The following is a 26,303-nucleotide window of genomic DNA, read 5'->3' as shown; positions in this document are numbered from 1 at the left end:
GAACGAATCCGCTCACATATTCTTACCGCACCCCGAAGGCCACCGGCCATGTTCGGCGGCTCTCGGCCATGAGCGCCGACACCCGCACAGCGATAGCGGCATGAATGTGGTTCCGGTCATTCTTGCGGCTGCCGCTGTCCGGTGCGACATTCCGATCGCACGATGTGATCGAAGTCTCCGCCGATACGCTACCGTGTAGCGGCTTCCAAACCCGAATTGGATGGCGACTTCCGCGGCGGCCTCCGTGGTTACGCTCGCTGCCGCCTCCGGCCGCGTCGCTCCGGTCGCAATTGGACCCGTTTCCGGAATTCACAGTAAGGTTCGCCTGGCCGACGGGGTACGTTGTAGTGCCGGTGTGACGGCGGTCACCGGTAAGGGGTCGGCAGGAGGGTGTCGTGCTGGATAGTTTGCTGGGTTTTCACCCGACGATTTTGCTGGAACTGATCACGATCCCCCTCTTCACGGGTGTCATCGGCTATATCACCAACTGGACCGGCATCCTGATGCTGTTCAAGCCGCTACGCTTTCACGGGTTTCGGGTACCGGGTCTGAAATGGTTGTTCCCCTATCTTCCCAAGCGCATTCAGGTGCTGCCGCTGCTGCAGTACGACGGCCGCATGGGCTGGCAGGGAATCGTGCCCTCGCGCGCGGACAAGATGGCCTCGATCGCGGTCGACAAAGGGCTCTCGAAACTCGGCAGCGTCGCCGACTTCTATCGCGAACTGGAGCCCGATGAACTGGCCGCGCATCTGACCGATATGGCGCAGTCGCAGATCCGCGACATCGTCGAGGAGATTGCCCGCCGGGAACATCCGCAGCTCTGGTACAACCTGCCCGCGCAGGTCCGGGAGTTGGTACACGAGCGGGTCCGGGAACAACTTCCGGATATCCTCAAGGAACTGACCGACGAACTCGGGTCGAACATCGAACAACTGCTCGATGTCAAACAGATGGTGATCCGATATTTCCAATCGCGGCCGCAGTTGCTCAACACCGTATTTCAGGTGCTGGGCGCCAAGGAGTTGCGGTTCATGCAGAACTTCGGCTTCTATTTCGGCGCGCCGATGGGTCTGGTGCTCGTCGCGGTGCTGCATCTGACGCATTGGTCGCCGCTGGTGGTGCTGCCGGTCGGCGGTGTGATCATCGGCTGGGTGGTCAACTGGATCGGGCTCAACATGATCTTCGAACCCGCCTATCCGAAGTGGTGGTGCCCGTGGCGGCAGGGTCTGCTGATCAAGCGGCAGCCCGAAATCACCGAGGGCTATGCCGAATTGGTGGCCACCCAGATCATCACGATCGCCAATGTCGGTGACGAACTGCTGAACGGCCCGCGCTCGGACCGCACCATGCAGGTTCTCGAGGACACCCTGCGCCCGGCCACCGACCGCGCGCTCGGGCCGATGCGCGGGGCGCTGAAGTTCGTGATCGGCAGTCGCGACTACGCGACCCTGCAGAACCGCTTCACCGACGAGGCCAAATCGCTGGCACCGGCCGCCTTCGCCGATCCCGGATTCAACGCCCAGCAGAGCCGGCAGGTCAGCCAGTACATCGCCAAGCAGATGGCGGCGCTGAAACCGCCGGACTTCGTCGACATGCTGCGCGCGGCGATCAAACAGGACGAGTGGCTTTTGTTCGTCCATGGCGGTGTGCTGGGGCTCATCGCCGGTTACGCTCATCTTCTGATCTTCGGAACGGAAGTAGCGAACGTATGGCTGTGAGCGGATCCGCGCCGGAAACCGGTGACGGCGCCGAGTTTTCGATCGAATACGCCGAGGTGGTGGCCGAATCCGGCGCCGACGCGGCGGCCGGTACCGGTGCGACCGAAATCGAGACGGTCTTCCCCGACCCGGACGCACGCTCCACCGACCTCGTCGCGCGCCGGTCGGCCGAATTGATGCTGTCCGAGGATGCCCGCCCGGGCTGGGCGGGTCCCGTGCGCACCACGACCGGTGTGGTGCGGGTGGCGCTCTCCGCGGTGACCGAGGCCGCGGCCTGGGGCCTGGGCACCGCAGTGGGGGTGACGGCCACGGTGGTGCGCGGCAGCATGTCCGGGCAGCCGCCGCGGCATGTGCTCTCCGAGGCCGGCGAGCAGGTTCGCGACTCGGTGCGGCGGGCGCTCGGTATCGATGCCGCACCCGCGGGCGCCCCCACCGGCTCGGCGCCGAGCCTGCGCGATCGCGGCGCCGAACTGCTGCGCCGCTCGGCCGATGTGCACTGCGAGGACAGCGACCATCCGGCCTTCGCGCGCATCCTCGCCGAACTGGCTCCCGACGAGGCCCGGATCCTGCGCTTCCTCTACCTCGACGGGCCGCAGCCGGCGCTCGACATCCGCACCGGGCGGCCGTTGAGTTCGGGCACCCAGCGCATCGAGGTCGGCATGTCGCTGATCGGCGAGACCGCGGCGCTGCGCTTCCCCGACCGGGCGATCACCTATCTGACCAATCTGCGCCGCCTCGGCCTCATCACCGTCGAGGGCGATCAGCTGGACAACCCGGCCCGCTATCAGTTGCTCGAATCACAGCCCGAGGTGCGGCGGTTGCTCAAGCGCGGATTCGGCACCAAGGTCGCCTACCGCAGCATCGCGCTCACCTCGTTCGGCACGGATTTCACCTGTGCGTGCCTGCCGGTGCCGCCACTGGGCCACGCGCTCTGAAACGCGATAGGACCACCGCGCACACTCATCGGACATTCCACAACCCGCCCGCGCTACCGCATGCGGTCGTGGTCGAGACATTGGAGCGGGCCCTGCGCGATCGCACCGCCGAAGGGGAGGCCGCGGACGTCCTGGTCGGAAGCGCGTTGAACGACGAGGACCGAGATTTCGTCGAACACTGGTGTATGCAGGTCGGGACGCGCGCAGTCTCGGGAAGTCCACTGCTCGGGCTGGCCGTACTGTGCCTGGGGCACACCGCGCGACGATTCGGCCACCTCGGTGTCGACGCCGTGGCGCTGGTGAAATCCCTTGCGGCCCGGGCCGAAGCGGACCCTTCGGATGTCGACGGCCGGGCTCTCGACGGATACGACGACGTTCGGGACTTCCTGCACCTGTGGTGAGGCCGGAGGCCCCGGCCGCCGCCGACGGTCGTAACTGCCTACCCCACCTCTTCGGCGAGTTCCAACCAGCGCATCTCGGTTGATTCCTTCTCGGCCTGCACCTGCTTCAGTTCCGCGCCGAGGCTCACCAGCTTCTCCGGATCGGTGGCGGCTTCGGCCAGTGCGGTGTGCAGGCGTTCCTCCCGCTCGCCGAGTTTCTCCAGGGTCCGCTCCAGCCGGCCGAACTCCTTGCGCGCGGCGCGGTAGGCGGCGGAATCGGTTGCGGGAGCGGAAGTTTCGGTCGGTGCGGAGGTTCCGGTGGGGCGGCGCGCGGTGTCGGCGAGGGCCGCGCGGCGACGCAGGTACTCCTCGATCCCGCCGGGCAGGTTGGTGAGCTTGCCGTCGCCGAACAGCGCCCAGGTGGAGTCGCTGATGCGCTCGATCAGATACCGGTCGTGGCTGATCACGACCAGGGTGCCGGGCCAGCCGTCGAGCAGGTCCTCGAGTTGCTGCAGGGTGTCGATGTCGAGGTCGTTGGTGGGCTCGTCGAGCAGCAGGACGTTCGGCTCACTCATCAGGATGCGGGTCAGTTGCAGGCGGCGGCGCTCACCGCCGGACAGGTCACCGACCGGAGTGCGCTGTTTGGCCGGTGTGAATCCGAGCCGTTCGGCGAGCTGCCCGGCGCTGATCTCCTTGTCTCCCAGCCAGGTTCGCTCGGCGACATCGGACACCGCTTCCAGCACCCGCATGTCGGTGGGTAGATCGTCGAGTTCCTGCCGCAGCCAGCCGATCCGGACGGTCTGGCCCTGAATCCGCTTACCGGCCGCCGGTTCCGCGTCACCGGCGAGAGCGCGCAACAGGGTGGTCTTGCCCGATCCGTTCACCCCGACCAGGCCGACCCGCTCTCCCGGCGCCAACCGCCAGGTCAGATCGCGCACCAATTCGCGGCCGTCGGGGGTGGTGAGGGTGGCGTCCTCGAGTTCGATCACCACGCGGCCCAGGCGTTTCCGTGCGAAGGAGGCCAGCTGCACGGTGTCGCGCGGCGGCGGCACATCGGCGATCAGGGCCTCGGCGGCCTCGACTCGGTAGCGTGGCTTCGAGGTACGGGCCTGCGGTCCGCGACGCAGCCAGGCCAATTCCTTGCGGGCCAGATTGCGGCGGCGCGCCTCGGTGGCATCGGCCTGGCGGGCCCGCTCGGCGCGGGCGAAGATCCAGTCGTTGTAGCCGCCCTCATAGCTTTCGACCTTGCCGCCCACCACTTCCCAGGTGCGGGTGGCGACGGTGTCGAGGAACCAGCGATCGTGGGTGACCACCACGAGTGCGCTGCGGCGCGCCAGCAGATGTTCGGCCAGCCACTGCACACCCTCGACGTCGAGGTGGTTGGTCGGCTCGTCGAGGACCAGCAGATCAAGTTCGCGCACCAGCGCGGCGGCCAGCGCCACACGGCGGCGCTCGCCACCGGACAGATTCGCGACCGAGGTGTCCATGCCCAGATCCGCGATGCCGATACCGTCGAGCACGCTGCGGATGCGCGGATTGGCGGCCCACTCGTGTTCGGCGACGCCGTCCGTGCGCGCGTCCTCGGCGAGCCCGGCCAGCACCACCTCGCCGACGGTGGCCCCTTCCGGCAGCACACCGCGCTGAGTCACCGCCGCCATGCGCAGGCCGTTGATCCGGCTCACCCGCCCGCTGTCGGGCTGCTCGAGCCCGGTCAGCACCTCGAGCAGTGTGGTCTTCCCCCCGCCGTTGAGACCGACGACCCCGATCCGCTCACCCTCCTGCACGCCGAGGGACACATTGTCCAGCAGCGGGGTGATTCCGAAGCTCTTGTGGACCTGCTCCAGATTGATCAGATTCGCCAAGGGGTCAGTCCTCTCCGAGTATGGCGGGGCCTCCGGGTGTGCCACGAGCTCGGCGGATCCGGCCGCGTCGCGCGCGCCGGCTGCGCTCCCGCAGCGGCGGGACCACGCCCGTCGGCTTCACCCGTGAAGGTTACGGCACGAGGGTGCGCACTTCCGGCGCGGGTGAACCGGGCGCGAGCCCGCCTCTCGCGGATCACACCAAACGCACGCGGATGGCGGCGCGGCCACACATGCACACGGTTCTCGGCTCCGCGCTTACCGTAACCGTCCCACTGCGGCCGTGTCCCTCCTCTGCGGCGGACCGAACCGCAGCGGTACCGCGTGGCTCCACACATGGATCGCGGTTGCGAAAAAGGTTGAGGCATAGGTACTCTGCGGGCAATCCAAATGGGCTCTCCAGAAGTATGGCCGTAGTGCGGGAGCCCCGCCTCGTGAGGGCGCGGAGTGGGCGGCGCTGATTTGCCGACCCCACATTCGGAGGATTCTCATGACCGACTCGTCATCCGCCATTGCCACCTCGTCACCCGGCGACCGTGCAGGCGACAGTTCCGGGCAGCCGGACGCACTGCGCACAGCCCACGGCGTGAAGGTCGGCATCGGGCTGCCGATCGCCGCCCCACAGTCACTCGTCGCATGGGCCGAGCGGGCCGAATCGGGCCCGTTCTCCACCCTCGGACTGCTCGATCGACTGGTCTACGACAATCCGGAACCCCTTGTGACACTTGCGCATCTGGCCGGTGCGACGCAGCGGATCCGATTGCAGACCGAAGTGCTCCTCGCGCCACTGCGGGAGACCGCGCTGCTCGCGAAACAGGTCGCCACCCTCGACCGGCTCTCGGGCGACCGATTCACCCTGGGGCTCGGTGTCGGCGGCCGCGCCGACGACCATGAAGCGTCCGGGACGCAATTGCGCACGCGCGGAAAGCGATTGGACGAGCAGATCGCGACGATGCGCAGACTCTGGTCCGGTGAACCCTACAGCGAGAATTGCGCCGCGATCGGCCCGCTGCCGCACACCTCCGGCGGTCCGGAACTGCTGTTCGGCGGATTCCAGCCCGCCGCGCTGGAACGCGTCGCACGCTGGGGCGGCGGATTCCTCGCCGCGGCCGCACCCTCGTGGGCGCCGGGCCTGTTCGACACCGTGCGGCGGTTCTGGCGCGACTACGATCGCCCGGGTTCACCGCGCATCGTCGCGCAGGTCAACGTGGCCCTGGGTCCGCGGCACGTCATCGACGACGCCCGCGCCGCCATGTCGGCGTACTACGCCTTCAGCGACTACGGCGCGAACATGGTCGAGGGCATGCTCACCACACCGGAGCAGATCCGCACGGTCACAAAGCAATTCGCCGATCTGGGCGCCGACGAAGTGATCTTCTACTGCTACGGGCGAGACCCGGAACAGGTCGACCGCCTCGCCGACACTCTCAGCTGAACGGTCGTACGTAGCTACCGGCCGGCGCCGACCCGCACGCGACGATCGGCGCCGGCTCGTCACGTCCGGTCAGTGACGCCCGTCGGCCAGCACACGCGCACCGGGCACCGGACCGGTCGCGGTGCGGACGCTGCGGCACACCCCGGCGCCGGAGAGTTCGGCCGAGACCTCCACCGCATCGTCCTCACTACCGCACAGGAAGGCACAGGTGGGCCCCGAACCGGAGACGATTCCGGCGAGGGCGCCCGCCTCGACGCCGGCACGCAGGGTGCGGCGCAGGGCCGGATTCAGCGACAGGGCGGCGGCCTGCAGATCGTTGCCGAGCAGGGGCGCGAGCTGGGTGGGGTCGCCGGAGGCCAACGCCTGCAGCAATTCCTGCGGGTCGCCGAGGCGCGGCGGATCGCCGTTCTCGCGCAACCGGTCCAGTTCGCCGAATACCTTCGGCGTCGACAGCCCCTCCTTCGCCAATGCCAGCACCCAGTGAAAAGTGTTGCGCGACAACACCGGAAGCAGTTTCTCGCCACGTCCGCGGCCCAGTGCGGTGCCGCCGTGCAGCGCGAAGGGCACATCGCTGCCGAGTTCGGCCGCGACCTCGGCCAACTGGTCGCGCGACATCTCCAGCCCCCACAATTCGTTGAGCCCCACCAGCGTCGCGGCAGCATCCGCGCTGCCGCCGGCCATCCCCCCGGCCACCGGAATACCCTTCTCGATCTCGATCTCCACCAGCGGAGCGCGGCCGGCCAGATGTCCGAGCCGGACGGCGGCCTGCCACACCAGGTTCGTGCGATCGGTGGGCACCTGGGCGGCGCCCTCCCCGTGCACGGTCACGGCCAGCGATCCGGCCGGAGCGATCCGCACATCGTCGGCCAGCGACAACGCCTGGAAGACCGTGGTCAGTTCGTGGTATCCGTCGCTACGCAGGTCATCGACCCCCAGATGAAGGTTCACCTTGGAGGGGGCGCGGACGACCACGGAACTGGGTACTACAGACAGCACGGGGCTAGGTTATCCGTCCGCGCGGCAAACGGTCGGTTTGCCGCGCGACGCGGGGCTCCCGCAGCTGGGGACTCGCCGGACACCGGCCGCCGCGCCAGGCAGCCGACGCCGAATTGCCGGCCGACGCCAGGCCGATTACCTGCGCGGACGGGTGTCGCCGGAGATGCGCGCCACCGCGGGCGAAATTCCCCGTCGTCCCCCTTGCGCCGGGTACCCATGGGGGGTATGTTCATTGATGTCAGGGGATACCCCCTCACCGTATAAGAGCGAGCGAAGGAAGCGATCATGGCTACCAGCACCTACACCGTCACCGGGATGACCTGCGGCCACTGCGTGGCGTCGGTGCAGAAGGAGATCGGCAAGATCGACGGCGTCACCAGCGTCGACGTAGACCTCGCCTCCGGCCGCGTCCAGGTCGAATCCGCCGCACCGCTGACGGACGCCGAGGTCGTCGCCGCCGTCGACGAGGCGGGATATCAGGTGGCGAGCTGAATGAACGACAGACTGAAGTTCGCGGCATTCGGCGGCGGACTGGTCGTGTTGTTCGGGGCCGCGCTCGGCATCGGCGCCCTGGTGGGCGATCCGGCCGAGCCGGCTCCCGGCCACGGCACCGGACTTCAGGCCACCCAGGAGGGATACACCCTCTCCGAGGTGAGCGCACCTACCGAACCTCGGACCCCCGGCACCCTCCGATTCCGGATCACCGGCCCCGACGGCGCACCGGTCACCCAGTACACCGATCTGCACGAGCAGGACCTGCATCTGATCGCCGTCCGCTCCGATACCACCGAATACCGGCACGTGCACCCGGTCCGCGACGACACCGGCACCTGGTCGATCGATTGGACGTGGGCCCAGCCGGGCACCTATCGCATCTTCGCAGATTCCCGGCCCACGGCGGCGCCGGATGAACTGGTGCTCAGCCGCACCGTCACCGTGACCGGCGCGACCGCCGATCGGCCCCTGCCGCCGGTCTCGCGCACCACCACCGTCGACGGCTACCAGGTTCGCATGGACGGCGATCTCTCGACCGCCGGCGGCGAGGTGGGATTCACCGTCACCCGCGACGGGCGGCCGGTCACCGATCTGCAACCCTATCTGGGTGCCTACGGGCATCTGGTCGCACTGCGCGGGAACGATCTGTCCTACCTTCATGTTCATCCCGAAGGAGAGGTCGGCTCGACACCCGCCGGGCCGCGGGTCGCCTTCCACGCCCAAGCGCCCAGTACCGGCGCCTTCCGGCTCTACCTGGACTTCGCCCACGGCGGCGCGGTTCACACGGCGGAATTCACCGCCGAGGCGGTAACCGGGCAGCAGAGCGGGCACCACGACAACGAGCACAACAACGGAGAGCACGGAGGAGGTCACCAATGAGCGCGCCCACGACAGAGCGCTCCGTCGAGCTGGATATCGGTGGCATGACCTGCGCCTCCTGCGCCGCACGCATCGAGAAGAAACTGAACCGGATCGCGGGCGTCACCGCCACGGTCAACTACGCCACCGAGAAGGCGAAGGTCAGCTTCCCCGAAACGGTGACGCCGGATCAACTCATCGAACGTGTCGTCGACACCGGCTACACCGCCACCGTCCACGACACGCGTCCCGCGCACACCGCTGCGGCCGAAGAGGTTTCCACCGATTCGCCGCTACGGCAACTGCGGCATCGGCTGCTGGTGAGCCTCGCGCTGGCGCTTCCGGTCATCGCCCTGGCGATGATTCCGGCGCTGCAATTCCGGAACTGGCAATGGCTTTCGCTGACGCTGGCCACGCCGGTCGTGTTCTGGGGCGGCGCCGCCTTCCATCGCGCCGCGTGGATCAACGCCCGGCACGCCACCGCCACCATGGACACCCTGATCTCGCTGGGCACCCTGGCGGCCTACTCGTGGTCGGTGTACGCGCTGTTCTTCGGCGATGCCGGAATGCCGGGTATGAAGCACGGCTTCAGCTTCGCGGTCGAGCGCTCCGCGTCGGCGTCGAACATCTACTTCGAGGTCGCGGCCGGTGTGATCGTCTTCATCCTGGCCGGGCGGTATTTCGAGACCCGTGCCAAGGAGCGGGCCGGTTCGGCACTGCGAGCGCTGCTGGAACTCGGCGCCAAGGATGTGGCGGTACTGCGCGACGGCGTCGAACACCGAATTCCGGTGTCGGAGTTGCGCGTCGACGATGTGTTCCTGGTGCGTCCGGGTGAGAAGGTCGCCACCGACGGTGTGGTCACCGACGGCAATTCGGCTATCGACATGAGCATGCTGACCGGTGAATCGGTGCCGGTCGAGGTGGGCCCGGGCGATCCGGTGATCGGCGCGACCGTCAACGCCGGCGGGGTGCTGACCGTGCGGGCCACCCGGATCGGCGCCGACACCCAGCTGGCGCAGATGGCCGCACTGGTGGAAGAGGCGCAGAACGGCAAGGCGCCCGTGCAGCGGCTGGCCGACCGGGTCGCCGGCGTGTTCGTCCCGATCGTGATCGCGATTTCGGTTGCCACACTGGGCTTCTGGCTCGGCAGCGGCGCCGCGGTGGCGGTGGCCTTCGGCGCGGCGGTCGCGGTGCTGATCATCGCCTGCCCGTGCGCGCTCGGCCTGGCCACACCTACCGCACTGCTGGTCGGCACCGGCCGGGGCGCCCAGCTCGGCGTCCTGATCAAGGGTCCGCAGGTGCTGGAATCGACCCGGCGCATCGACACCGTCGTGCTGGACAAGACCGGAACGGTCACGACCGGCACCATGTCGCTGGCCGAGGTCATCCCGGCCGAGGGCCAGGATCGCGACGAGCTGCTGGCCGTCGCCGCGGCGGTGGAACACGGATCCGAACACCCGGTGGCCCGGGCGGTGGTGCGGGGCGCCGCCGAACAGGGTCTGGCCGAGGAGCCGGTGCAGCAGTTCGTGAGCCACGGCGGTAAGGGCGTGCAGGGTCTGGTCGGGGAGCGCGCGGTCGTGATCGGCCGCACCGAACTGCTCGCGGATTGGTCGATCCCGCTGCCGGAGTCGTTGGCGCAGGCCAAGTCCGAAGCCGAGACCGCCGGGCGTACGGCGATCGTGGTGGCCTGGGACGGGCAGGCGCGCGGTGTGCTGGTCATCGCCGATGCGATCAAGGCCTCGAGCGCCGAGGCCATCGCGGACATGCGGTCGCTGGGACTGACGCCGGTGCTCTTGACCGGTGACAATGCCGCGACCGCGCGCACGGTGGCCGATCAGGTCGGCATCGACGAGGTGATCGCCGAGGTGCTGCCCGCCGACAAACTCGACGTGGTGAAGCGCCTGCAGGATCAGGGCAAGGTCGTCGCGATGGTCGGCGACGGCGTCAACGACGCGGCCGCTCTCGCCCAGGCCGACCTGGGCCTGGCGATGGGCACCGGCACCGACGTGGCGATCGAGGCCGGCGACATCACGCTCGTCCGCGGCGATCTGCGGACGGTCGGCACGGCGATCCGGCTCTCCCGGGCCACCCTGCGCACCATCAAGGGCAACCTGTTCTGGGCGTTCGGCTACAACGTGGCGGCGATTCCGCTGGCGGCGGCCGGACTGCTCAACCCGATGCTCGCGGGTGCGGCCATGGCCCTGTCGAGTGTGTTCGTGGTGAGCAACAGCCTGCGCCTGCGGCGCTTCCGCTGAACGAATCCGCCGAATGTCCCGTCCGATCGGACGGGACATTCGGCGTTCCCGCCCCGGTCCGCCATACTTTCCGTCCGAAGAGAAGAATGCGCTGTCGCGTCGGCCTGTTTCCCAGCGACCGGCCGCGCACGAGGACAAGGCAGGGACCACATGAGCATCCTGTTCGGGATCGGTTTGGTGATCTGGTTCGTCAGCATCGCCGCGATGTTTCTCGCACGCGCCCTCGACGACCACAGACAGCAGGTCTTCCGGGCGAGCCTGGCACTGTGCGCGGTGGGCTCGATACTCCTCGCCATCGGCACGCCCTTCGTCAGCGGCAATTCGATAAATAAGAACATACTGGTCAGCGGCGGATTCACCGTGATGGCGTCCCTCTGCGCCTACTCGGTCCTGATCACCCGCCACCGCCCCGCCACTCCCCCGATACCGCTGCCGATCCCGTTGACCCCGCCGAGCGACAACCCCGCCGCCACCGCCGCGCCGGCACCCCGGTCACAAGAAGACTTGCCGACCGCGGACTCCCGCCCACACGATCCGAGTTGCATGTGATCATCACACCTTTGCCCGGGTCCGCTGCCTGATCTTGACGTTAACCGCGGTTCAGGTTTTAGCGTCGGAGGCGACCGTTTCCCACCGAAGGGCGCCGCGATGAAGATCCTCGAAGTCGAGCTCACCACAACACATCTCGACGCCACGGCGGAGTTCTACCGCGACGTGCTCGAGCTTCCGGTGATCGCGCAGCCTGATGGTGTTGTCGTCGAGATCGGCTCCAGCAGATTGAGGGTGACCGCGGGCGCCGCCTTCGACGGCGTGCACCATCTCGCGTTCGGCATCTCGCCACACGACTTCGACCTGGCCCGCCGCTGGTTGCGGCAGCGGACCGAATTGCTCACGGTCGGCGGTTCCGACATCATCGACGGCCCGGAAGGATGGGATTCTCGATCGCTGTATTTCCGGGGGCCGGACGGAAGTCTGCTGGAACTGATTGCGCGCCAGGCCGATCGAGCGACCCCGGGCAGCCCGGGCGAAACCCCGCACCTGTTGTCGATCAGCGAGGTCGGCATCGGCGTGCCCGACGTGCGCCGGGCCGTACGCCACCTCGCCGAGGCCTTCGAACTCCCACCCTTCCCGCCACAACTATCCGAATTCGCCCCGATAGGCGGCCACGACGGGCTGCTCATCCTGGCACAGTCGGGCCGAATCTGGTTCCCCACCGAGGAAGACGTCCCGGCCACCGGACCGGTATCGGTCCGCATCGAATCCGCCGGCCACAGCGAAAAGATCGCTCTGACCGACGAAGCCGTCGTCCAGTGCGTTCAGACACACCCTGAATTCAATACGTACGGATAGACCTTGCCGTCGAATCCGTGCACGTACAACACCCACGGTTCGGAATCACAACGCCGCGACGATTCCTCGATCCGGAACGGAAGCGGCCACCGGCGTCCGCTGTCGTGCGGCTTTCCGTACCTGTTCTGCAGTTTGTCGAGCTCGGCGCTGTCGGCCGGCGCGGCAACGCGACCGTAGTCGGTGCCGTCGATACGAGGCGGAGGCGTGAACATCCATGTCCACGCCTCGTATCGGACCGTGGAGTAATAGAAGTCCACCGCACCGAGGACGACGACGGCGGCCACGCAGACAGCAAACACCAATTTCCGACGCATACCGATTCGCCTTCAGTCTCCGGGATAGTTGACTTTGATCATGTGATATTTGACCGGGAACGACGTCCAATCGCCCTGCTGCTGACCGGTGTCCGATGCCGTCTTGATCGAATCAGCAATAGCGGCAGCGTTGTCGGCGACGGTCTGAAGGCCTTCGATATCCCAGGGCGTGACCTGATCTGGTCACCCCTGCTCGGCGAGGCGTACGAAGGCTGCTGTGTCGAGGGTTTCCCCCCGCGCGGTAGGCGCGATTCCCGCCGCGACCAATCGCCGTTCCGCCTCGGCGGGCGATCCCGCCCACCCTGCCAGGGCGGCGCGTAATGTCTTGCGGCGCTGAGCGAAAGCTGCGTCGATTACGGCGAACACGCGCTCGCGGTGGGCGGTGTCGAGCGACCACGGTGGGTCGGTGTAGCGCTCGATGCGGACCAGTCCCGACTCCACCTGCGGAACCGGCCAGAACACCTGGCGGCCGACGGCTCCCGCGCGGCGGACGGCGCCGAAGAATCCGGCTTTCACGCTCGGGACGCCGTAGATGCGGGAGCCGGGTTCGGCGGAGAGCCGGTCGGCCACCTCGGCCTGAACCATCACCAAAGCCGTTCGGATGCTGGGCAATTCGGCGAGCAGGTGCAGGAGCACGGGTACCGCTACGTTGTAGGGCAGGTTCGCGACCAGCGCCGTCGGCTCACCGGGGATATCGGTGGCCGACACGCGCAGCGCATCGCCGGGCACCACGGTCAGCCGGTCGGCGAGCCCGGTGGCGCGGTCGGACACGGTTTCCGGAAGATGCTGTGCGAGAACCGGATCCAGTTCCACTGCGACGACCCGATCCACGACGTCGAGCAGTGCCAGGGTCAGCGAGCCGAGTCCGGGGCCGACCTCGAGCACCACGTCGTCACGTCCGACGCCGGCCGTGGCGACGATTCGCCGCACGGTGTTGGCGTCGTGCACGAAGTTCTGTCCGAGCTGTTTGGTCGGGCGCACGCCGAACCGTTCCGCCAGCACCCGCACTTCGGCGGGACCGAGCAGTTCGGCCAGGCCACGGGCTTCGCTCACAGGTTCGGACACGCCCGACAAGGTATCAGTGCGGCTAGGGCCGGTACGGCGTGGACTGCACCCGCGCGACGAACGCGTCGATCGCCGCCCACATCTGCGGATTCAGGTCGCAGTGCTGCCCGGTGCCGACCACCGATTGCGAGTTCACGCCGTTCGCGGCAAGCTGGGCGGCCAGCGCGGCGTGCAGCGGCGAGGGCACGGTGCGGTCGGTGGCGTTGAGCAGCAACAGGATCGGAGCGTCGTAGCCGCTCGTGGGCACGGCCAGATAGTCGGTGAGCGCGGCCGTGAACCGCGGGTCGCCCAGCGGCCGCGACAGCAGATCGCCCAGCGATGCGCCGTTGACCTGCGCGATCATCCCGTCCAGGCACAGGCTGCCGATGCTGTCGAGCAGTTGGCGCCCACGCGGGCTCAGATAGCTGTCGACGTCGATATCGGGCCGGGTTTCCCGCATTCCGACGAGCACTCCCGCGATGAAGGCGGTGCTGCCGTCGCCGATCTCCGGAATATTCGGCACCCACGGCCCGGCGATGGGCAGAACGTGCTCCAGATCCGATTCGGGGTCGACCGCGATGGTCCCGCGGAAGTCCAGGTCGGGCGCATAGCTCTGCTGGAGATGACCCGTACCCAGAGCGGCCTGACCACCCTGCGACGCACCGACAGCGATCCAGGTGCGCGACAGCTGCGGATAGGTCGCACGCGCTGCCCGCAGCAGGTCGATGGTCGCGGTCGCCTCGGACTGCCGTTCCAGATACGGATGCGGACCGGTGTCGAACGCACCCAGCCCGAGATAGTCCGGCGCGACCACCGCGAATCCCTTGGACTGGAAGTACTGCAGGATGCGGTCTTCCTTGGCGCGGCCGGACGGGTAGGGCGCGGTACCCGGATTCGAGATGCCGCTGCATCCCATGCCGAGCCCGCTCGTGCCGTGGTCGTAGGCCACCACCGGCCAGCCACCCGCGGGCGGTTCGCCCGGCGGAAGGAACACCGCACCGCTGGCGGGGACGGGCTCACCGCGCGAGGTCGTCGTCCGATAGTCGAGTAGCGCCGCCCCGGTCATACCGTGCCAGCCGTCCGGCTGCGCGGTGACCGACACCGTCGTTCCGGCCGGCTCGGCAATGGCGTCGGGCACCGCGACGACCGAGCCGAGCGCCAACGCGGTGAACAGGGCCGCGACCACGAGCGGCCACCGCATTCGAGCCGAACATTTCGACAACCGCATGGCACCTCACATCATCTGGGATCTGCTGATTTTACGGTGCACACACCGCACGGTCCGGAAATCCCCAGGCCGGGGCGTCGCGGAGCGTTGACGTCAATTGATACACGTTCTAGTTTCGGTGTACTCGCGGAACAGGCGGTGGCACATCAGGTCTCACCGCACCCGAAGCAGCACGAGAGGACGGCCGCAATGATGCGCAGGCACGAGGGACGACGGGTGGTGGTGACCGGGGCGGGCTCGGGCATCGGGCGGGGCATCGTGGTGCGCATGCTCGCCGAGGGAGCGCATGTGGTGGGCGCCGACATCTCCGAGCCCGGACTGAAGGAGACCGTGGCGGAGGTGGGCGCGGATCGCGAGCGGCTCCATACGGTCACCGTCGACGTGGCCGATCCGGAATCGGTGCGCCCGGCCGTCGCCGCGGCCGTCGACCATCTCGGCGGATTGGACGTGCTGGTCAACGCGGCCGGAATCATGCGTACCGCGCACACCCACGAGATGGCGTTCGAGAGCTGGAATCAGGTGATCGGCATCAACCTCACCGGCACCTTCCTGATGATGCAGGCGGCCATCCCGACGCTGCTGCAGTCCGAACATCCGGTGATCGTGAACTTCTCCTCCACCGCGGCACTCGGCGCGAATCCGTATATGGCCGCCTATGCCGCCTCCAAGGGCGGGGTGAACGCGATGACCCATGCGGTCGCGCTGGAGTATTCACAGAAGGGCCTACGCGCGGTGAACATCGTCCCGGGCGGAATCACCAGCGGAATCACCAACAATCTGCAAACCCCCGAAGACGCCGACTGGAACCTCTTCTCCCGCCTGACCGGCTGGCTCAACGGCGGCGCCCTGGGCGAACCCGCCGACGTCGCCGGCGTGGTCGCCATGGTCGCCTCCGAGGACGGCCGCTACATCACCGGCTCGGAGATCCGCGTCGACGGCGGCGCCCTGATGTGACTAGCTGATCCCCAAGCGACTCGTGCACGCGGGCCAGGCACCCCAGCCCTGCCGGGCCCGCGTCACCTCGGCGATGGCGATCTGCTCTTCCCGGGTGGCGAGATCCGGCCGCTCGGCGTACTTCAGTCCGCCCTGCCGGGACCAGGTGCTCTGGTCGAACTGGATACCGCCGAAATACCCGTTGCCGGTATTGATCGCCCAGTTGCCACCGGATTCACACTTGGCCAGCGCGTCCCAGACCGCGCCGTCGCGCACGGGCGGAACTTCGGTACCGGGCTTGGCGCCCTTGCGGACGGTCTTGGGCTGGGCGGGGACGACGACGGTATGCCCGACGGCCTCACGCGAGGTTTCCTTGCCGTTGACGATCGAGACGGCGTAGGTGACGTCCTGCACCCCGGCCTTGCCGGGATTCTCGACGACGGTCCGGCTCATGTTGAGGTCGGTGTCCTCGATGACGTTCTCGGTCGGGTCGAGAGGTTCGCGTTCGGTGACCTTCTCGGTGTGCTTGCGGGTGACGGTGATCTTCATACCGTCGTGCAGCGGGGTGACGGCCACCGGCTCCACGGTGTCCTCGCCGGTCAGCGGCACGCCCTGTACCTGCAGCAGCTCCCCGACCGTCGGTGCCGCCAGCCGCACGTAGCTCATCGGTTCACCGTTGTCGGACAGCTGCACCGTGCGCGGGCTGGTGACGGCCAGCACGGCGCCCTGCAACGGCAGCGGGGTGGGACGCGAGGGCGAGACGAAAACGTCGCCGGGCAGCTGCAGTTGAGACAGTGCGTCGGCGACGGTGTACGCGGTGGTCCACACCTGTTTGGTCTTGCCGTCGAAGGTCAGCGAGAGCTGCCGGGCGCGATTGAGCGTGATGGTCGCACCGTTGACGACGTCGGCATCCCCGGACGGCGACACCGAGTCCTTACCGGCCAGCTTGTAGCCGCCGGCCTTGAGCACACCCTTCACACTCGCGGCCATGGTGGTGACGGTCGTGCGCTGACCGTCGACGACCAGGATGACGGTCTTGCGGCTGACGATCGCCAGACTCGCCCCGATGATCAGGGTGATCAGCATCGCGGCGATCGCCGCGTAGAGCAGCGGCGAGCGCGACGTGTTGATCCGCTGGAGAGCGGATATCCGAAACTCCGGCATGGTCACAATACGATAACGAGGGGGTCAGTCCCTGGCAACTACATGCCGTGGAACAGGGGATTTCCACATCACGATTCGATATCGACGATCCGGAAATATCACGACCGCGCAATCGTAAGTGAACTGGAGCACACCTCGCATTCCGGTCGCGAGTTATGTGACGCACCGCACGCGTGCGGCCTCAGCCCCGCTGCAACCGGTAGACCCGCTCGGCATTGGCGGTCGTGATCTCGGCCAGTGCCGCGGGATCCTGTTCGCGCAGTTCGGCCAGGGCGCGCACGGTGTAGGGCAGGCAGTACGGCTCGTTCGGCGCGCCCCGGAACGGGTGCGGCGTCAGGAACGGCGCATCGGTCTCCACCAGGATCTGCTCGTCCGGCACCAGCTTCGCGGCCTCGCGCAATTCGTGCGCGTTCCTGAAGCTCACCGTCCCGGAGAAGCTGAGCAGATACCCCTCGGCCACACAGGCCAGCGCCATATTGGCGTCGGAGGAGAAGCAGTGGAAGATCACCGTGTCCGGCGCACCCTCGTCCAGCAGGACCGCCAGCACGTCGTGATCTGCCTCGCGGTTGTGGATCATCAACGGCTTCCCCAGCCGTTTCGCGAGGTCGATATGCCAGCGGAAGCCCTCCACCTGATCCTCGATATCGGCACAGCCGTCGAGTTTGCCGGGCCAGTAGTAGTCGAGCCCGGTCTCGCCGACGGCGACCACGCGGGGGTCGGCGGCCAGCTTCTCCAGTTCGGCGCGGGCGGCATCGTCCAGGGCGTTCGCCCGGGTCGGATGCAGTGCGACCGCGGCGTACACACGCGGATCCCAGTGCGCGGCGTCGACGGCGAAGCGGGCGGCATCCAGGTCGTCGGCGATGGTCACCACCCGGCCGACACCGACCGCGGCGGCCCGATCCACCATGGCGGCAACCGATTCCGCGTCCTCGGCGCCGCAGGCATCGAGATGGGTGTGCGCGTCGATCAACGGCGACAGCGGTTCGGGCGGCTCGGGTGCGGGTCGTTTACCGGGCATCGGACCAGATTAGACACACCGCACCGACGGCAGGTGAACCCGGCGGGAGCGAGGAGTGGACGACGGGATATCGACGCGAGGGATTATCGGCGGCGGATTAGAGTGGACACACCATGAGCGCACCCGAACGCACGTCACCGGCCTTCTACATCACCACGGCGATCGCCTACCCCAACGGCGCGCCGCATATCGGCCATGCCTACGAGTACATCTCCACCGATACGCTGGCCCGGTTCAAGCGGCTCGACGGCTACGACGTGTTCTTCATGACCGGCACCGACGAGCACGGCCAGAAGGTGCAGCAGGCCGCGCGCGCCGCTGGCGTCTCCGTGGAGGAATACGCCGCGCGCAATTCGGATGTGTTCGAACGCATGGACAAGGCGCTCGACATTTCCTACGACCGATTCATCCGCACCACCGACGAGGATCATCTCGCCGCCAGCATCGCGATCTGGGAGCGTATGCAGGCCAACGGCGATATCTACCTCGACACCTATTCGGGCTGGTACTCGGTGCGCGACGAGGCCTTCTATACCGAGGAGGAGACCACCGTCACCGAGGACGGGACGCGACTGGCGACCGAAACCCGGACCCCGGTGGAATGGACCGAGGAGTCGAACTACTTCTTCCGGTTGTCGAAATATCAGGACCGGCTGCTCGAACTGTACGAGAACACACCGGATTTCATTCTGCCCGCCACCCGGCGCAACGAAATCGTCAGCTACGTGAAGGCCGGCCTGAAGGATCTGTCGATTTCGCGCACCACCTTCGACTGGGGTGTGCCGGTGCCCGGTGATCCGGCGCACGTGATGTACGTGTGGGTGGACGCGCTCACCAACTATCTGACCGGTGTCGGATTCCCGAATACCGATTCGGCCGCCTTCCAACGGTTCTGGCCGGCGAATGTGCACATCATCGGCAAGGACATCACCCGGTTCCACACCGTCTACTGGCCGGCCTTCCTGATGTCGGCGGGTATCGAATTGCCGAAACGCGTTTTCGTGCACGGCTTCTTGTTCAACAAGGGCGAGAAGATGTCGAAATCGGTCGGCAATGTGGTGGACCCGCTGGCGCTGGTCGACCAGTACGGCCTCGACGCCGTGCGGTTCTTCCTGCTGCGCGAAATCTCCTACGGCCAGGACGGTTCCTACAGCCACGACGCCATCGTCGGGCGGATCAACACCGACCTGGCCAACGAATACGGCAATCTGGTGCAGCGCAGCCTGAAGATGGTGGCGCGCGACTTCGATTCGACCGTCCCGACTCCCGGCGAATTCACCGAGGCCGACCGGGAGCTGCTCGATCGCGCGAACGGCTTGCTGGAGCGCTGCCGCACCGAATTCGACGGCCAGCAACTACATCTGGCGCTCGAGGCGATCTGGCTGACCCTCGGCGAGACGAACAAGTACTTCTCCGCACAGCAGCCGTGGGCGCTGGCCAAATCGGGCACGCCCGAGGACGTGGCCCGCGAGGCGACCGTGCTGTACGTAACCCTCGAGGTGCTGCGGATCGTGTCGATCCTGGTGCAGCCGGTGATTCCGGGTTCGGCCGGGCGGATTCTGGACCAACTCGGCCAGACCGCGCGCACCTTCGCCGACATCGCCACACCGATCGAGGCCGGACTGGCCCTACCCGCGCCGGAGCCGGTGTTCCCGAAGTACATCGAACCCAAGTAGGCGACCGGAGCCGGTTATGGATGCGGAATTCGCCGAGCGCCACCGCAGCGTTCGCGCACAGGCGCTCGGCACCCCTCGGGGCCGACTCATCGGCGCGATGGTCGAATGTGTCGGCGCCCGTGGCTTTTCCGCGACGACACTCACCGATATCGTCGCCCGTGCCCACGTATCGCGAAGCACCTTCTACGAACACTTCGGCAACAAAGAGCATTGCTTCGTCGAGGCTGTCCACACGGGTATGGAGATGATCCGCGCCCGGATCGTCGACGAACTGGCACAACTGCCCCGGGATGCCGATCCGCGCTGCCGCATCGCCACCGTGATCACCACGTTCTGCGCGGTGATCGCGTCCGAACCGGATTTCGCGCGGCTGATCCTGGTGGAATCTCTGTTGGTCGGCGAAGCGAGCACCGACTTCCGGGACATGGCGCTGGACCGGTTCACGACCATGTACCGGAAATATCACGACAAGGCCCGCGCCGCGGACCCCGGGATACCGGAACTGTCGGACGAGCTGATCGCGCTGGTGCCCGACGCCATCGGCGAGCGCACCCGCCGTGTCCTGGTCCGCGACGGCGCACAGCGCGTACCCGAATTAGCGCCCACCTTCATCGAATTCGCCAACGCCGCACTGGGTTTGGCGCCGGCACCGGTGCACGCGTAGCGAGCGAGGCTCCTGCGCTCGCGCCGGGCACGGCGGCGACGGTGCCACCGAACCGCGGCAGGCGGGCGCCCCGGGACTATTCCGCGCGGGCGGCCAGGACCGCATCGTAGAGTTCGCGGCGCGACACCCCGCCCGCACGCGCGGCGACCTGTGCGCACGCGTCCTTGAGGCGAATTCCGTCGGCGACCAGTTCCTCCACCTCGTCCACCAGATCGACGGGATCGGCCGAGACCGGTTGCGCCCCTTCGACCACCACCGTGATCTCTCCGCGCGCACCCTCGACGGCCCATGCCGCCAGCTCACCGAGTCCGCCGCGCACGACCTCCTCGTAGGTCTTGGTCAGCTCCCGGCACACCGCGGCCCGGCGTTCGGGGCCGAGGACCTCCGCCGCATCGGCCAGACAGTCGGCGAGCCGGTGCGGTGCCTCGAAGAACACCACCGCGCGCGGCTCGGTGACCAGGGTCGCGAGCCACTGCTTGCGCTGCCCCGACTTTCGCGGGGCGAAGCCGTCGAAGCAGAACCGTTCCATCGGCAATCCGGACAGGGCCAGCGCGGTGGTGACGGCCGAGGGGCCGGGCAGGCACGTCACCGGCAGATCCCGTTCGATACATGCCGCGACCATCCGGTAGCCGGGGTCGCTGACCGAGGGCATCCCCGCATCGGTGACCAGCAGGACCGTCTTACCGGACTCGATCTCGTCCAGCAACAACGGGATTCGCGCCGCCTCGACGTGATCGTAGAAACTCACCACACGTCCGGTGATCTCCACCTCGAGCGCCTTGGCCAGGGCCCGGGTCCGGCGCGTGTCCTCGGCGGCCACGACGTCCGCGCTCGCCAGGGCGTCGCGCAACCGCTGCGACGCGTCACCGATATCGCCCATCGGCGTCGCCGCCAGCACCAACCGCCCGTCGTGCTCGCCCATCGCCGTCCTTTCCACCGCCGCCCCACCATCCGGACCGGCCACCACGCACCCGCGCCCGGTCCGGGCAAACGCTACCCGGGTGCGCAATCGCGCCCGAGTCCGCAGGTGCGCCGTGCGGGTCGGCTCACCGCCGCGCAGCCCACCGCCGCACACCGCATACGATCGGAGCGTGACCCAGCTGACCGATACGCGACCGGCGATCGGCGCGGGCCCGGCCTTGTCCAGTCCGGCGCCGCTGCGCCCCGCACCCGATTTCGGACCGACCGACCGGGCCCGGGGCTGGCTGGTCACCATATTCCTGACGGCGGTCGCCGCGGTCACCCGGTTCACCATGCTGAACTACCCGACCGACGCCGGCACCCCGGTCTTCGACGAGAAGCATTACGCACCGCAGGCCTGGCAGATGCTCACCGGGGGCGGGGTCGAGGACAACCCGGCCTACGGGCTGGTGGTCCATCCGCCGGTCGGTAAGCAGATGATCGCGCTGGGCGAAGCGATATTCGGCTACACCAGCTGGGGCTGGCGCTTCACCGCGGCGGTCTTCGGGTCGCTGCTGGTCCTGCTGGTCATCCGCATCACCCGGCGGATGGCCCGGTCCACGCTGATCGGCGCGATCGCGGGCGTGTTGTTGATCGCCGACGGCGTGACGTTCGTGTCCTCGCGCATCGGCATGCTCGACATCTTCCAGGCGGTCTTCGTCGTCGGCGCCTTCGGCTGCCTGATCGTCGACCGCGACGAGATGCGGGCGCGCCTCGCCCGGGCCGACGCCGAGGGCCGAATAGCGCCCGCGGCGCGAGCGACGGGCCCGGAGGCGGCAGCGCGCGTAACCACGGAGGGCACCGGGAGCGCCGCCATCGCATTCAGCGCCTTCGGCCCGCGACTGGGGGTGCGATGGTGGCGGTTCGGAGCCGGTCTGCTGCTGGGATTGTCGTGCGGAACCAAATGGTCGGGCCTGTATTTCATCCTGTTCTTCGGGCTGATGACGGTGTGCTTCGATGTGGCCGCGCGCAAGGCCTACGGGGTGCCGCGCCCCTGGGTCGGTACGGCGGTCCGTGATATCGGACCCGCCCTGTATGCGCTGGTGCTGATTCCGCTGCTGGTCTATCTGACGTCCTATTGGGGCTGGTTCGCCAGCGAGGACGGCTACGACCGCTATTCGGTGGGCAATGCCGTAGGCGCCGGCGGCACCTGGTCGTGGGTGCCGGACGCGTTGCGCTCGCTATGGCACAACCAGGCCGAATCGCTGAAATTTCATGAAAGCCTGACCAATTCGGCCGGTAACCATCATCCCTGGGAATCCAAGCCGTGGTCGTGGCCGATGGGCCTGCGCCCGATGCTGTACTACTACGCCGACAACGGCGTGACCGGATGCGGGCAGTCGGTCTGCGTGAAGGCGGTGATGCTGATCGGCACACCGGCGATGTGGTGGTTGTCGCTGCCGATGCTCGCCTGGGCGTTGTGGCGCACCGCGACCCGGCGCGACTGGCGGTACGCGGCGATGCTGGTCGGCTACGGCGCCGGGCTGCTGCCGTGGTTCGCGGACCTGGACCGGCAGATGTACTACTTCTACGCGGTTCCGATGGCGCCGTTCCTGGTGATGGGTCTGGCCCTGACGCTCGGTGACATCTTGGGCCCGGCACCGCTCGTGCGGGCCCGGTCGGGACGATGGTTCGCGTTGGCCGGCGAGCGCCGGAGCCTCGGACTACTCCTGGTATGCCTGTATCTGGGTCTGGTGATCGCCAACTTCATCTGGCTGTGGCCCATCCTCACCGCCCTGCCGATCACGCCGAGCAACTGGCACGACCACCTCTGGCTGCCCAGCTGGCGCTGAGGCTCGATCCGGCTACGGGGTCTCGCCCAGCGCGGCCCGCACGTAGCGCAGCGCCGCCTCGTCGTCGAGACCCAATCGGCGCACCGCGGCAACGTATTCGGTGGCCGCGCGCCCGGCCGCGTCGCGAGTCGGATCCCCGGAGGAGGCGATGAACGACCCGAGCCGGCCCCGGGTCTCGAGCACACCGTCCTGTTCGAGTTCGCGGTAGGCGCGTGCGACGGTGTTCGGCGCCAAGCCGAGCTGGACGGCGAGCGCGCGCACGGTCGGAATCTTGGTACCGGCGGTGAGTTCACCGGATTGCACCCGGGCCATGATGCCCAGCCGCAGTTGTTCGTACGGCGGCACCGTCGATTGATGGTCGACCGGGATATCCAGCATCGGCTTTCACACCTCGTCACGCGACAGCGGGCAGGACAGGCAGCGGGGCCCGCCCCGACCGGAACCCAGTTCGGATCCCGGAATGGTCAGCACCTCGATGCCCGCGTCGGCCAGCCGTGTATTCGTATTCTCGTTGCGTTCATAGGCCACCACGACCCCGGGCGCCAGTGCGAGGGTGTTGTTGCCGTCGTCCCACTGTTCCCGTTCGGCGGTCACCCCGTCCAGCCCGGTGTCGATGACCCGGAGTTTGTCGATGCCCATCGCCTCGGCCGCGGCGGGCAGGAACGGGTCCGGCCCGCTCATCCGCACCGAATCGCCGTCGGCCCGAATGGTGAACGCGCGCAACGAATTCTGCACACCGGGGTACATGACCACCGCATCGCGGTCGACCATGGTGCACACCGTGTCCAGGTGCATGGTGGCCCGGTTCTGCGCGATCGGCACCACCAGCACGGTATGCGCGAGGGCGTCGTCGAAGAGACTGCGCGCCAAGGCTTCCGCCCCCGCCGGGGAGGTGCGCTCCCCTACCCCGATCGCGACCACACCGGGCGAAAGCAGCAGGACGTCACCGCCTTCCATCGGCGCGGTGTGCGATTCGTAGGCGCGGCGCACGCCGAGGAAGCGCGGATGGAACGCGTACACCAGATCGGTGAGCGAGGTTTCGCGGGCACGGGCCGGCAGCGCCAGTGAGGTGATGGCCACCTTGGGCCCCACCCAGAACGACGAATCGCGGGTGAACAGCAGATTCGGCAGCGGATCGATGACGAAATCGGTGCCCTGGTGCATGCGCCGCACCAGTGAGGCGGCATCCGGTTCGAACGGCAATTCGTCGAAGGTCATGCCGGCCATGAGAGTTCGCGCCAGATCCGGTGCGGGCACCGCGCGCAGATAGGTCTTCAGATCCTCGGCCAGGGCGTAACCGATGCGGCGGGCGTCGACGGCGGCGGTGATGCCCATACTGCGTCCGGCGCCGCTGACCGCGAGCGTCTCGGTGAGCAGATCGGCGAGCAACAGCACCTCGACGCCGCGGCCGCGCAGCACGTCGGCGAAGATCTCATGCTCCTGCTGAGCCCGCTCCACCCAGGGGATGGCATCGAACAACAGTTGATCGTTGTTGCGCGGCGTGAGTCGGCGCAGCTCATCGCCCGGGCGATGCAGCAGTACCGCGCGCAGCGTCCCGACCTCGGTCGTCACGGAAAACGGTCGCGCCGGGGGCACAGCCTCTGGTCCCATATCCCGACCGTAATGGGCCGCCGCCGGGTTGGCACGGAATTGTTCGCCGACCGGGCCGGATCCGGCGCCCGCCGATATCGGCCGCTGCGCGGCGGCGAAGTTCCCGGTTCTCGCCCGGCCGCCAAAAACCTGAAGTATCGTTGAGGTATGCAGCATACGACGTGGCAAGCCAAGGAGCTCACCCCAGGCCAACTGTCGGAACGCAGCGGCGTCGCGGTGTCGGCACTGCATTTCTACGAACGCGAGGGCCTGATCGCCAGCCGCCGCACCAGCGGAAACCAGCGCAGGTACTCACGGGAAACGCTGCGCAGGGTGGCATTCATCCGGATCTCGCAGCGCGTCGGAATTCCGCTCAGCGAAATTCGCAAGGCTCTCGACACCCTACCGGAGGGGCGCACCCCCAATCGCAAGGATTGGGAACGATTGTCGGTAACGTGGCGCACCGACCTCGATCAGCGCATCGAACAGCTCACCCGGCTGCGCAACAGCCTCACCGACTGCATCGGCTGCGGCTGCCTGTCCCTGGGCAGCTGCCGCATCGTCAACTATCACGACCGGCTCGGCGACGAGGGCCCGGGCGCGCGCACGCTGGATGTGAGCATCGACTGCACGAAAGGCGAGGGATGCGAGAACCCGGCCTCGGCGAGCCGTGCGGACGTGGCCGAGGACGCCGACGTGACGGGGTGCGCCGAAAAGATGTGCGGATGAGTCCCGCTCAGCGCAGGAAGCGGTTGAACTGGTCGTTGGCGCGACGCATCGTGAACTCGTAGGGCCAGGCGAACTTTCGCGCCCACCAGTAGCCGAAGCGCACGTCGAACGAGGTGTAGACGAGGAAGCGATTCTTCTCGATGCCGCGGAAGATGGCTCGCGCGGCCTGGTCGGGTGAGGCCGCGTGCGACTGGAAACGCTTCACGTACCGCTGGATTCGCGGATCGTCGCGGTCCACACCGGCGATCTCGACGGTCTGCACCAGGTGGGTGTTCACCGCGCCGGGCACCACCAGATGCACCGTGATCCCGTGCCGGGCCAGATCGAAACGCAGCACCTCCGATACGCCGCGCAACCCGTACTTACTGGCGCTGTAGGCCGCATGCCAGGGAAATGCCAGCAGCCCCGCGGCCGAGGACACGTTGACCAGCGCCCCGCCGCGACCGGCGCGCACCATCTCCGGCACGAAACTCTCGATGACGTGGATCGGGCCCATCAGGTTCACGTCGACCAGCGAACGCCAGTGCCGGTGCTCGAGATTCTCGACGGTGCCCCAGGCCGAGATGCCGGCCACGTTCATCACCACGTCCAGGCTGCCGTGCCGAGCGTGCACGTCCCGGGCGAAGGCGGCGACCGCCTCGTACTCGCTGATGTCGAGAGCCCGCGATTCCAGCACCTTGCCACCGGTGCGCCCGATCTCCTCGACGGTGTCCGCGAGTCCGGCGGCATCGATATCGGTGAGGACGAGCTCGGCCCCCTGCGCGGCGGCGGCGATCGCGGTCGCCCGACCGATTCCGCTGGCCGCGCCGGTGACCAGAGTCTTCTTGCCGCTCACGGACTTCAAGCGATCACGCACGCCGTTCCTCGAATGCTCTGCGGTGTGATGTCGGTGCTGGGCCGGCATCCGGA

At 67.8% G+C, this 26,303-nt stretch carries 25 protein-coding genes; 14 read left to right on the top strand and 11 right to left on the bottom strand.

Features of this window, described 5'->3' with window-relative positions; genetic code table 11:
- The first annotated feature begins 395 nt into the window (after nt 1–395).
- The 3 genes from NN2_RS00715 to NN2_RS00705 all read left to right on the top strand — a co-directional run bounded on the left by NN2_RS00715 (nt 396) and on the right by NN2_RS00705 (nt 3,054).
- A complete protein-coding gene (locus NN2_RS00715) occupies nt 396–1,718 on the top strand; it encodes a DUF445 domain-containing protein (RefSeq protein ID WP_082856617.1) in 1,323 nt (440 codons plus the stop codon).
- Nucleotides 1,715–2,653: an Abi-alpha family protein gene (locus NN2_RS00710; RefSeq protein ID WP_227463029.1), complete on the top strand. Its 939-nt coding sequence runs from the start codon at nt 1,715–1,717 to the stop codon at nt 2,651–2,653. Before NN2_RS00715 ends, NN2_RS00710 begins: the two co-directional genes overlap by 4 nt.
- 68 nt (nt 2,654–2,721) lie before the next feature.
- Entirely contained in the window at nt 2,722–3,054 is a 333-nt protein-coding gene (locus tag NN2_RS00705) for a hypothetical protein (RefSeq protein ID WP_063009323.1), read from the top strand.
- Between the two features lie 38 nt (nt 3,055–3,092).
- On the opposite strand, the gene NN2_RS00700 is transcribed toward NN2_RS00705, so the two are convergent.
- Complete coding sequence (locus NN2_RS00700) at nt 3,093–4,895, bottom strand: ABC-F family ATP-binding cassette domain-containing protein (RefSeq protein ID WP_063009321.1); 1,803 nt, start codon at nt 4,893–4,895, stop codon at nt 3,093–3,095.
- Nucleotides 4,896–5,382: 487 nt separating this feature from the next.
- Between NN2_RS00700 and NN2_RS00695 the strand changes: the two genes are divergently transcribed.
- Nucleotides 5,383–6,327, top strand: a complete 945-nt coding sequence (locus tag NN2_RS00695; protein WP_245658471.1) for an LLM class flavin-dependent oxidoreductase — start codon at nt 5,383–5,385, stop codon at nt 6,325–6,327.
- A 69-nt stretch (nt 6,328–6,396) separates the two neighbouring features.
- On the opposite strand, the gene NN2_RS00690 is transcribed toward NN2_RS00695, so the two are convergent.
- Nucleotides 6,397–7,323: a 4-(cytidine 5'-diphospho)-2-C-methyl-D-erythritol kinase gene (locus NN2_RS00690; protein ID WP_030515215.1), complete on the bottom strand. Its 927-nt coding sequence runs from the start codon at nt 7,321–7,323 to the stop codon at nt 6,397–6,399.
- Between the two features lie 285 nt (nt 7,324–7,608).
- Between NN2_RS00690 and NN2_RS00685 the strand changes: the two genes are divergently transcribed.
- The 5 genes from NN2_RS00685 to NN2_RS00665 all read left to right on the top strand — a co-directional run bounded on the left by NN2_RS00685 (nt 7,609) and on the right by NN2_RS00665 (nt 12,281).
- On the top strand, nt 7,609–7,815 hold the full coding sequence (locus NN2_RS00685) for a heavy-metal-associated domain-containing protein (RefSeq protein WP_030515214.1): 207 nt from the start codon (nt 7,609–7,611) through the stop codon (nt 7,813–7,815).
- Nucleotides 7,816–8,697: a DUF8832 domain-containing protein gene (locus NN2_RS00680; protein ID WP_063009319.1), complete on the top strand. Its 882-nt coding sequence runs from the start codon at nt 7,816–7,818 to the stop codon at nt 8,695–8,697.
- Nucleotides 8,694–10,931 carry a heavy metal translocating P-type ATPase gene (locus NN2_RS00675; RefSeq protein ID WP_063009317.1) on the top strand — a complete coding sequence of 746 codons (2,238 nt, stop codon included), beginning with the start codon at nt 8,694–8,696 and terminating at the stop codon, nt 10,929–10,931. The genes NN2_RS00680 and NN2_RS00675 overlap by 4 nt, the downstream gene beginning before the upstream one ends.
- A gap of 150 nt (nt 10,932–11,081) precedes the next feature.
- On the top strand, nt 11,082–11,480 hold the full coding sequence (locus tag NN2_RS00670; RefSeq protein ID WP_063009315.1) for a hypothetical protein: 399 nt from the start codon (nt 11,082–11,084) through the stop codon (nt 11,478–11,480).
- 99 nt (nt 11,481–11,579) lie between these two features.
- Complete coding sequence (locus tag NN2_RS00665; protein WP_063009313.1) at nt 11,580–12,281, top strand: VOC family protein; 702 nt, start codon at nt 11,580–11,582, stop codon at nt 12,279–12,281.
- Here the strand turns inward: NN2_RS00665 and NN2_RS00660 are convergent.
- The 3 genes from NN2_RS00660 to NN2_RS00650 all read right to left on the bottom strand — a co-directional run bounded on the left by NN2_RS00660 (nt 12,248) and on the right by NN2_RS00650 (nt 14,840).
- Complete coding sequence (locus NN2_RS00660) at nt 12,248–12,595, bottom strand: hypothetical protein (protein ID WP_146102304.1); 348 nt, start codon at nt 12,593–12,595, stop codon at nt 12,248–12,250. The genes NN2_RS00665 and NN2_RS00660 overlap by 34 nt on opposite strands.
- A gap of 183 nt (nt 12,596–12,778) precedes the next feature.
- The gene (gene rsmA, locus NN2_RS00655; protein ID WP_063009309.1) at nt 12,779–13,660 is read right to left on the bottom strand and encodes a 16S rRNA (adenine(1518)-N(6)/adenine(1519)-N(6))-dimethyltransferase RsmA; all 882 of its coding nucleotides are present in this window, start codon (nt 13,658–13,660) and stop codon (nt 12,779–12,781) included.
- 22 nt (nt 13,661–13,682) lie between these two features.
- Nucleotides 13,683–14,840: an alpha/beta fold hydrolase gene (locus NN2_RS00650; protein ID WP_156511178.1), complete on the bottom strand. Its 1,158-nt coding sequence runs from the start codon at nt 14,838–14,840 to the stop codon at nt 13,683–13,685.
- A gap of 219 nt (nt 14,841–15,059) precedes the next feature.
- On the opposite strand from NN2_RS00650, the gene NN2_RS00645 reads away from it, so the two are divergent.
- Nucleotides 15,060–15,821, top strand: coding sequence for an SDR family NAD(P)-dependent oxidoreductase (locus NN2_RS00645; protein WP_030515203.1), 762 nt, complete (start codon nt 15,060–15,062; stop codon nt 15,819–15,821).
- Here the strand turns inward: NN2_RS00645 and NN2_RS00640 are convergent, their stop codons facing one another.
- Both NN2_RS00640 and NN2_RS00635 read right to left on the bottom strand, forming a co-directional pair.
- Nucleotides 15,822–16,949, bottom strand: coding sequence for a resuscitation-promoting factor (locus NN2_RS00640; protein ID WP_063009457.1), 1,128 nt, complete (start codon nt 16,947–16,949; stop codon nt 15,822–15,824).
- Between the two features lie 196 nt (nt 16,950–17,145).
- Entirely contained in the window at nt 17,146–17,982 is an 837-nt protein-coding gene (locus NN2_RS00635; protein ID WP_063009304.1) for a TatD family hydrolase, read from the bottom strand.
- Nucleotides 17,983–18,095: 113 nt separating this feature from the next.
- On the opposite strand from NN2_RS00635, the gene metG reads away from it, so the two are divergent.
- Together metG and NN2_RS00625 are read left to right on the top strand one after the other, a co-directional pair.
- Nucleotides 18,096–19,658 (top strand): methionine--tRNA ligase, encoded by a 1,563-nt coding sequence (metG, locus tag NN2_RS00630; RefSeq protein WP_030515200.1) that lies wholly within the window; start codon nt 18,096–18,098, stop codon nt 19,656–19,658.
- 16 nt (nt 19,659–19,674) lie between these two features.
- The gene (locus tag NN2_RS00625; RefSeq protein ID WP_063009302.1) at nt 19,675–20,322 is read left to right on the top strand and encodes a TetR/AcrR family transcriptional regulator; all 648 of its coding nucleotides are present in this window, start codon (nt 19,675–19,677) and stop codon (nt 20,320–20,322) included.
- Nucleotides 20,323–20,398: 76 nt separating this feature from the next.
- On the opposite strand, the gene rsmI is transcribed toward NN2_RS00625, so the two are convergent.
- Nucleotides 20,399–21,244 carry a 16S rRNA (cytidine(1402)-2'-O)-methyltransferase gene (gene rsmI, locus NN2_RS00620; protein WP_063009300.1) on the bottom strand — a complete coding sequence of 282 codons (846 nt, stop codon included), beginning with the start codon at nt 21,242–21,244 and terminating at the stop codon, nt 20,399–20,401.
- A gap of 169 nt (nt 21,245–21,413) precedes the next feature.
- Here rsmI and NN2_RS00615 point away from each other — a divergent pair, with 169 nt between their 5' ends.
- The gene (locus NN2_RS00615) at nt 21,414–23,075 is read left to right on the top strand and encodes a dolichyl-phosphate-mannose--protein mannosyltransferase (protein WP_063009298.1); all 1,662 of its coding nucleotides are present in this window, start codon (nt 21,414–21,416) and stop codon (nt 23,073–23,075) included.
- Nucleotides 23,076–23,087: 12 nt separating this feature from the next.
- Here NN2_RS00615 and NN2_RS00610 read toward each other — a convergent pair whose 3' ends face one another.
- The gene (locus NN2_RS00610; protein WP_063009296.1) at nt 23,088–23,453 is read right to left on the bottom strand and encodes a GntR family transcriptional regulator; all 366 of its coding nucleotides are present in this window, start codon (nt 23,451–23,453) and stop codon (nt 23,088–23,090) included.
- Nucleotides 23,454–23,459: 6 nt separating this feature from the next.
- Nucleotides 23,460–24,686, bottom strand: a complete 1,227-nt coding sequence (arcA, locus tag NN2_RS00605) for an arginine deiminase (protein WP_063009294.1) — start codon at nt 24,684–24,686, stop codon at nt 23,460–23,462.
- A 147-nt stretch (nt 24,687–24,833) separates the two neighbouring features.
- Between arcA and soxR the strand changes: the two genes are divergently transcribed.
- Nucleotides 24,834–25,394, top strand: coding sequence for a redox-sensitive transcriptional activator SoxR (gene soxR, locus NN2_RS00600; RefSeq protein ID WP_063009292.1), 561 nt, complete (start codon nt 24,834–24,836; stop codon nt 25,392–25,394).
- Between the two features lie 7 nt (nt 25,395–25,401).
- Here the strand turns inward: soxR and NN2_RS00595 are convergent, their stop codons facing one another.
- Complete coding sequence (locus NN2_RS00595; protein WP_063009290.1) at nt 25,402–26,298, bottom strand: SDR family oxidoreductase; 897 nt, start codon at nt 26,296–26,298, stop codon at nt 25,402–25,404.
- Nucleotides 26,299–26,303 lie beyond the last annotated feature (5 nt).

It is taken from the genome of Nocardia nova NBRC 15556 (genome assembly GCF_001613005.1).
Lineage (GTDB): Bacteria > Actinomycetota > Actinomycetes > Mycobacteriales > Mycobacteriaceae > Nocardia > Nocardia nova.
This window is presented reverse-complemented; position numbering and strand designations above follow the sequence as displayed.

Bases quoted from the DNA above. Each gene is read 5' to 3' on its own strand.
- NN2_RS00695 (WP_245658471.1), top strand. From the start codon at position 5,383: ATGACCGACTCGTCATCCGCCATTGCCACCTCGTCACCCGGCGACCGT.
- NN2_RS00685 (WP_030515214.1), top strand. From the start codon at position 7,609: ATGGCTACCAGCACCTACACCGTCACCGGGATGACCTGCGGCCACTGC.
- NN2_RS00680 (WP_063009319.1), top strand. From the start codon at position 7,816: ATGAACGACAGACTGAAGTTCGCGGCATTCGGCGGCGGACTGGTCGTG.
- NN2_RS00675 (WP_063009317.1), top strand. From the start codon at position 8,694: ATGAGCGCGCCCACGACAGAGCGCTCCGTCGAGCTGGATATCGGTGGC.
- NN2_RS00670 (WP_063009315.1), top strand. From the start codon at position 11,082: ATGAGCATCCTGTTCGGGATCGGTTTGGTGATCTGGTTCGTCAGCATC.
- NN2_RS00665 (WP_063009313.1), top strand. From the start codon at position 11,580: ATGAAGATCCTCGAAGTCGAGCTCACCACAACACATCTCGACGCCACG.
- NN2_RS00660 (WP_146102304.1), bottom strand. From the start codon at position 12,595: ATGCGTCGGAAATTGGTGTTTGCTGTCTGCGTGGCCGCCGTCGTCGTC.
- NN2_RS00650 (WP_156511178.1), bottom strand. From the start codon at position 14,840: ATGCGGTGGCCGCTCGTGGTCGCGGCCCTGTTCACCGCGTTGGCGCTC.
- NN2_RS00645 (WP_030515203.1), top strand. From the start codon at position 15,060: ATGCGCAGGCACGAGGGACGACGGGTGGTGGTGACCGGGGCGGGCTCG.
- NN2_RS00635 (WP_063009304.1), bottom strand. From the start codon at position 17,982: ATGCCCGGTAAACGACCCGCACCCGAGCCGCCCGAACCGCTGTCGCCG.
- metG (WP_030515200.1), top strand. From the start codon at position 18,096: ATGAGCGCACCCGAACGCACGTCACCGGCCTTCTACATCACCACGGCG.
- NN2_RS00625 (WP_063009302.1), top strand. From the start codon at position 19,675: ATGGATGCGGAATTCGCCGAGCGCCACCGCAGCGTTCGCGCACAGGCG.
- rsmI (WP_063009300.1), bottom strand. From the start codon at position 21,244: ATGGGCGAGCACGACGGGCGGTTGGTGCTGGCGGCGACGCCGATGGGC.
- NN2_RS00610 (WP_063009296.1), bottom strand. From the start codon at position 23,453: ATGCTGGATATCCCGGTCGACCATCAATCGACGGTGCCGCCGTACGAA.
- arcA (WP_063009294.1), bottom strand. From the start codon at position 24,686: ATGGGACCAGAGGCTGTGCCCCCGGCGCGACCGTTTTCCGTGACGACC.
- soxR (WP_063009292.1), top strand. From the start codon at position 24,834: ATGCAGCATACGACGTGGCAAGCCAAGGAGCTCACCCCAGGCCAACTG.
- NN2_RS00595 (WP_063009290.1), bottom strand. From the start codon at position 26,298: ATGCCGGCCCAGCACCGACATCACACCGCAGAGCATTCGAGGAACGGC.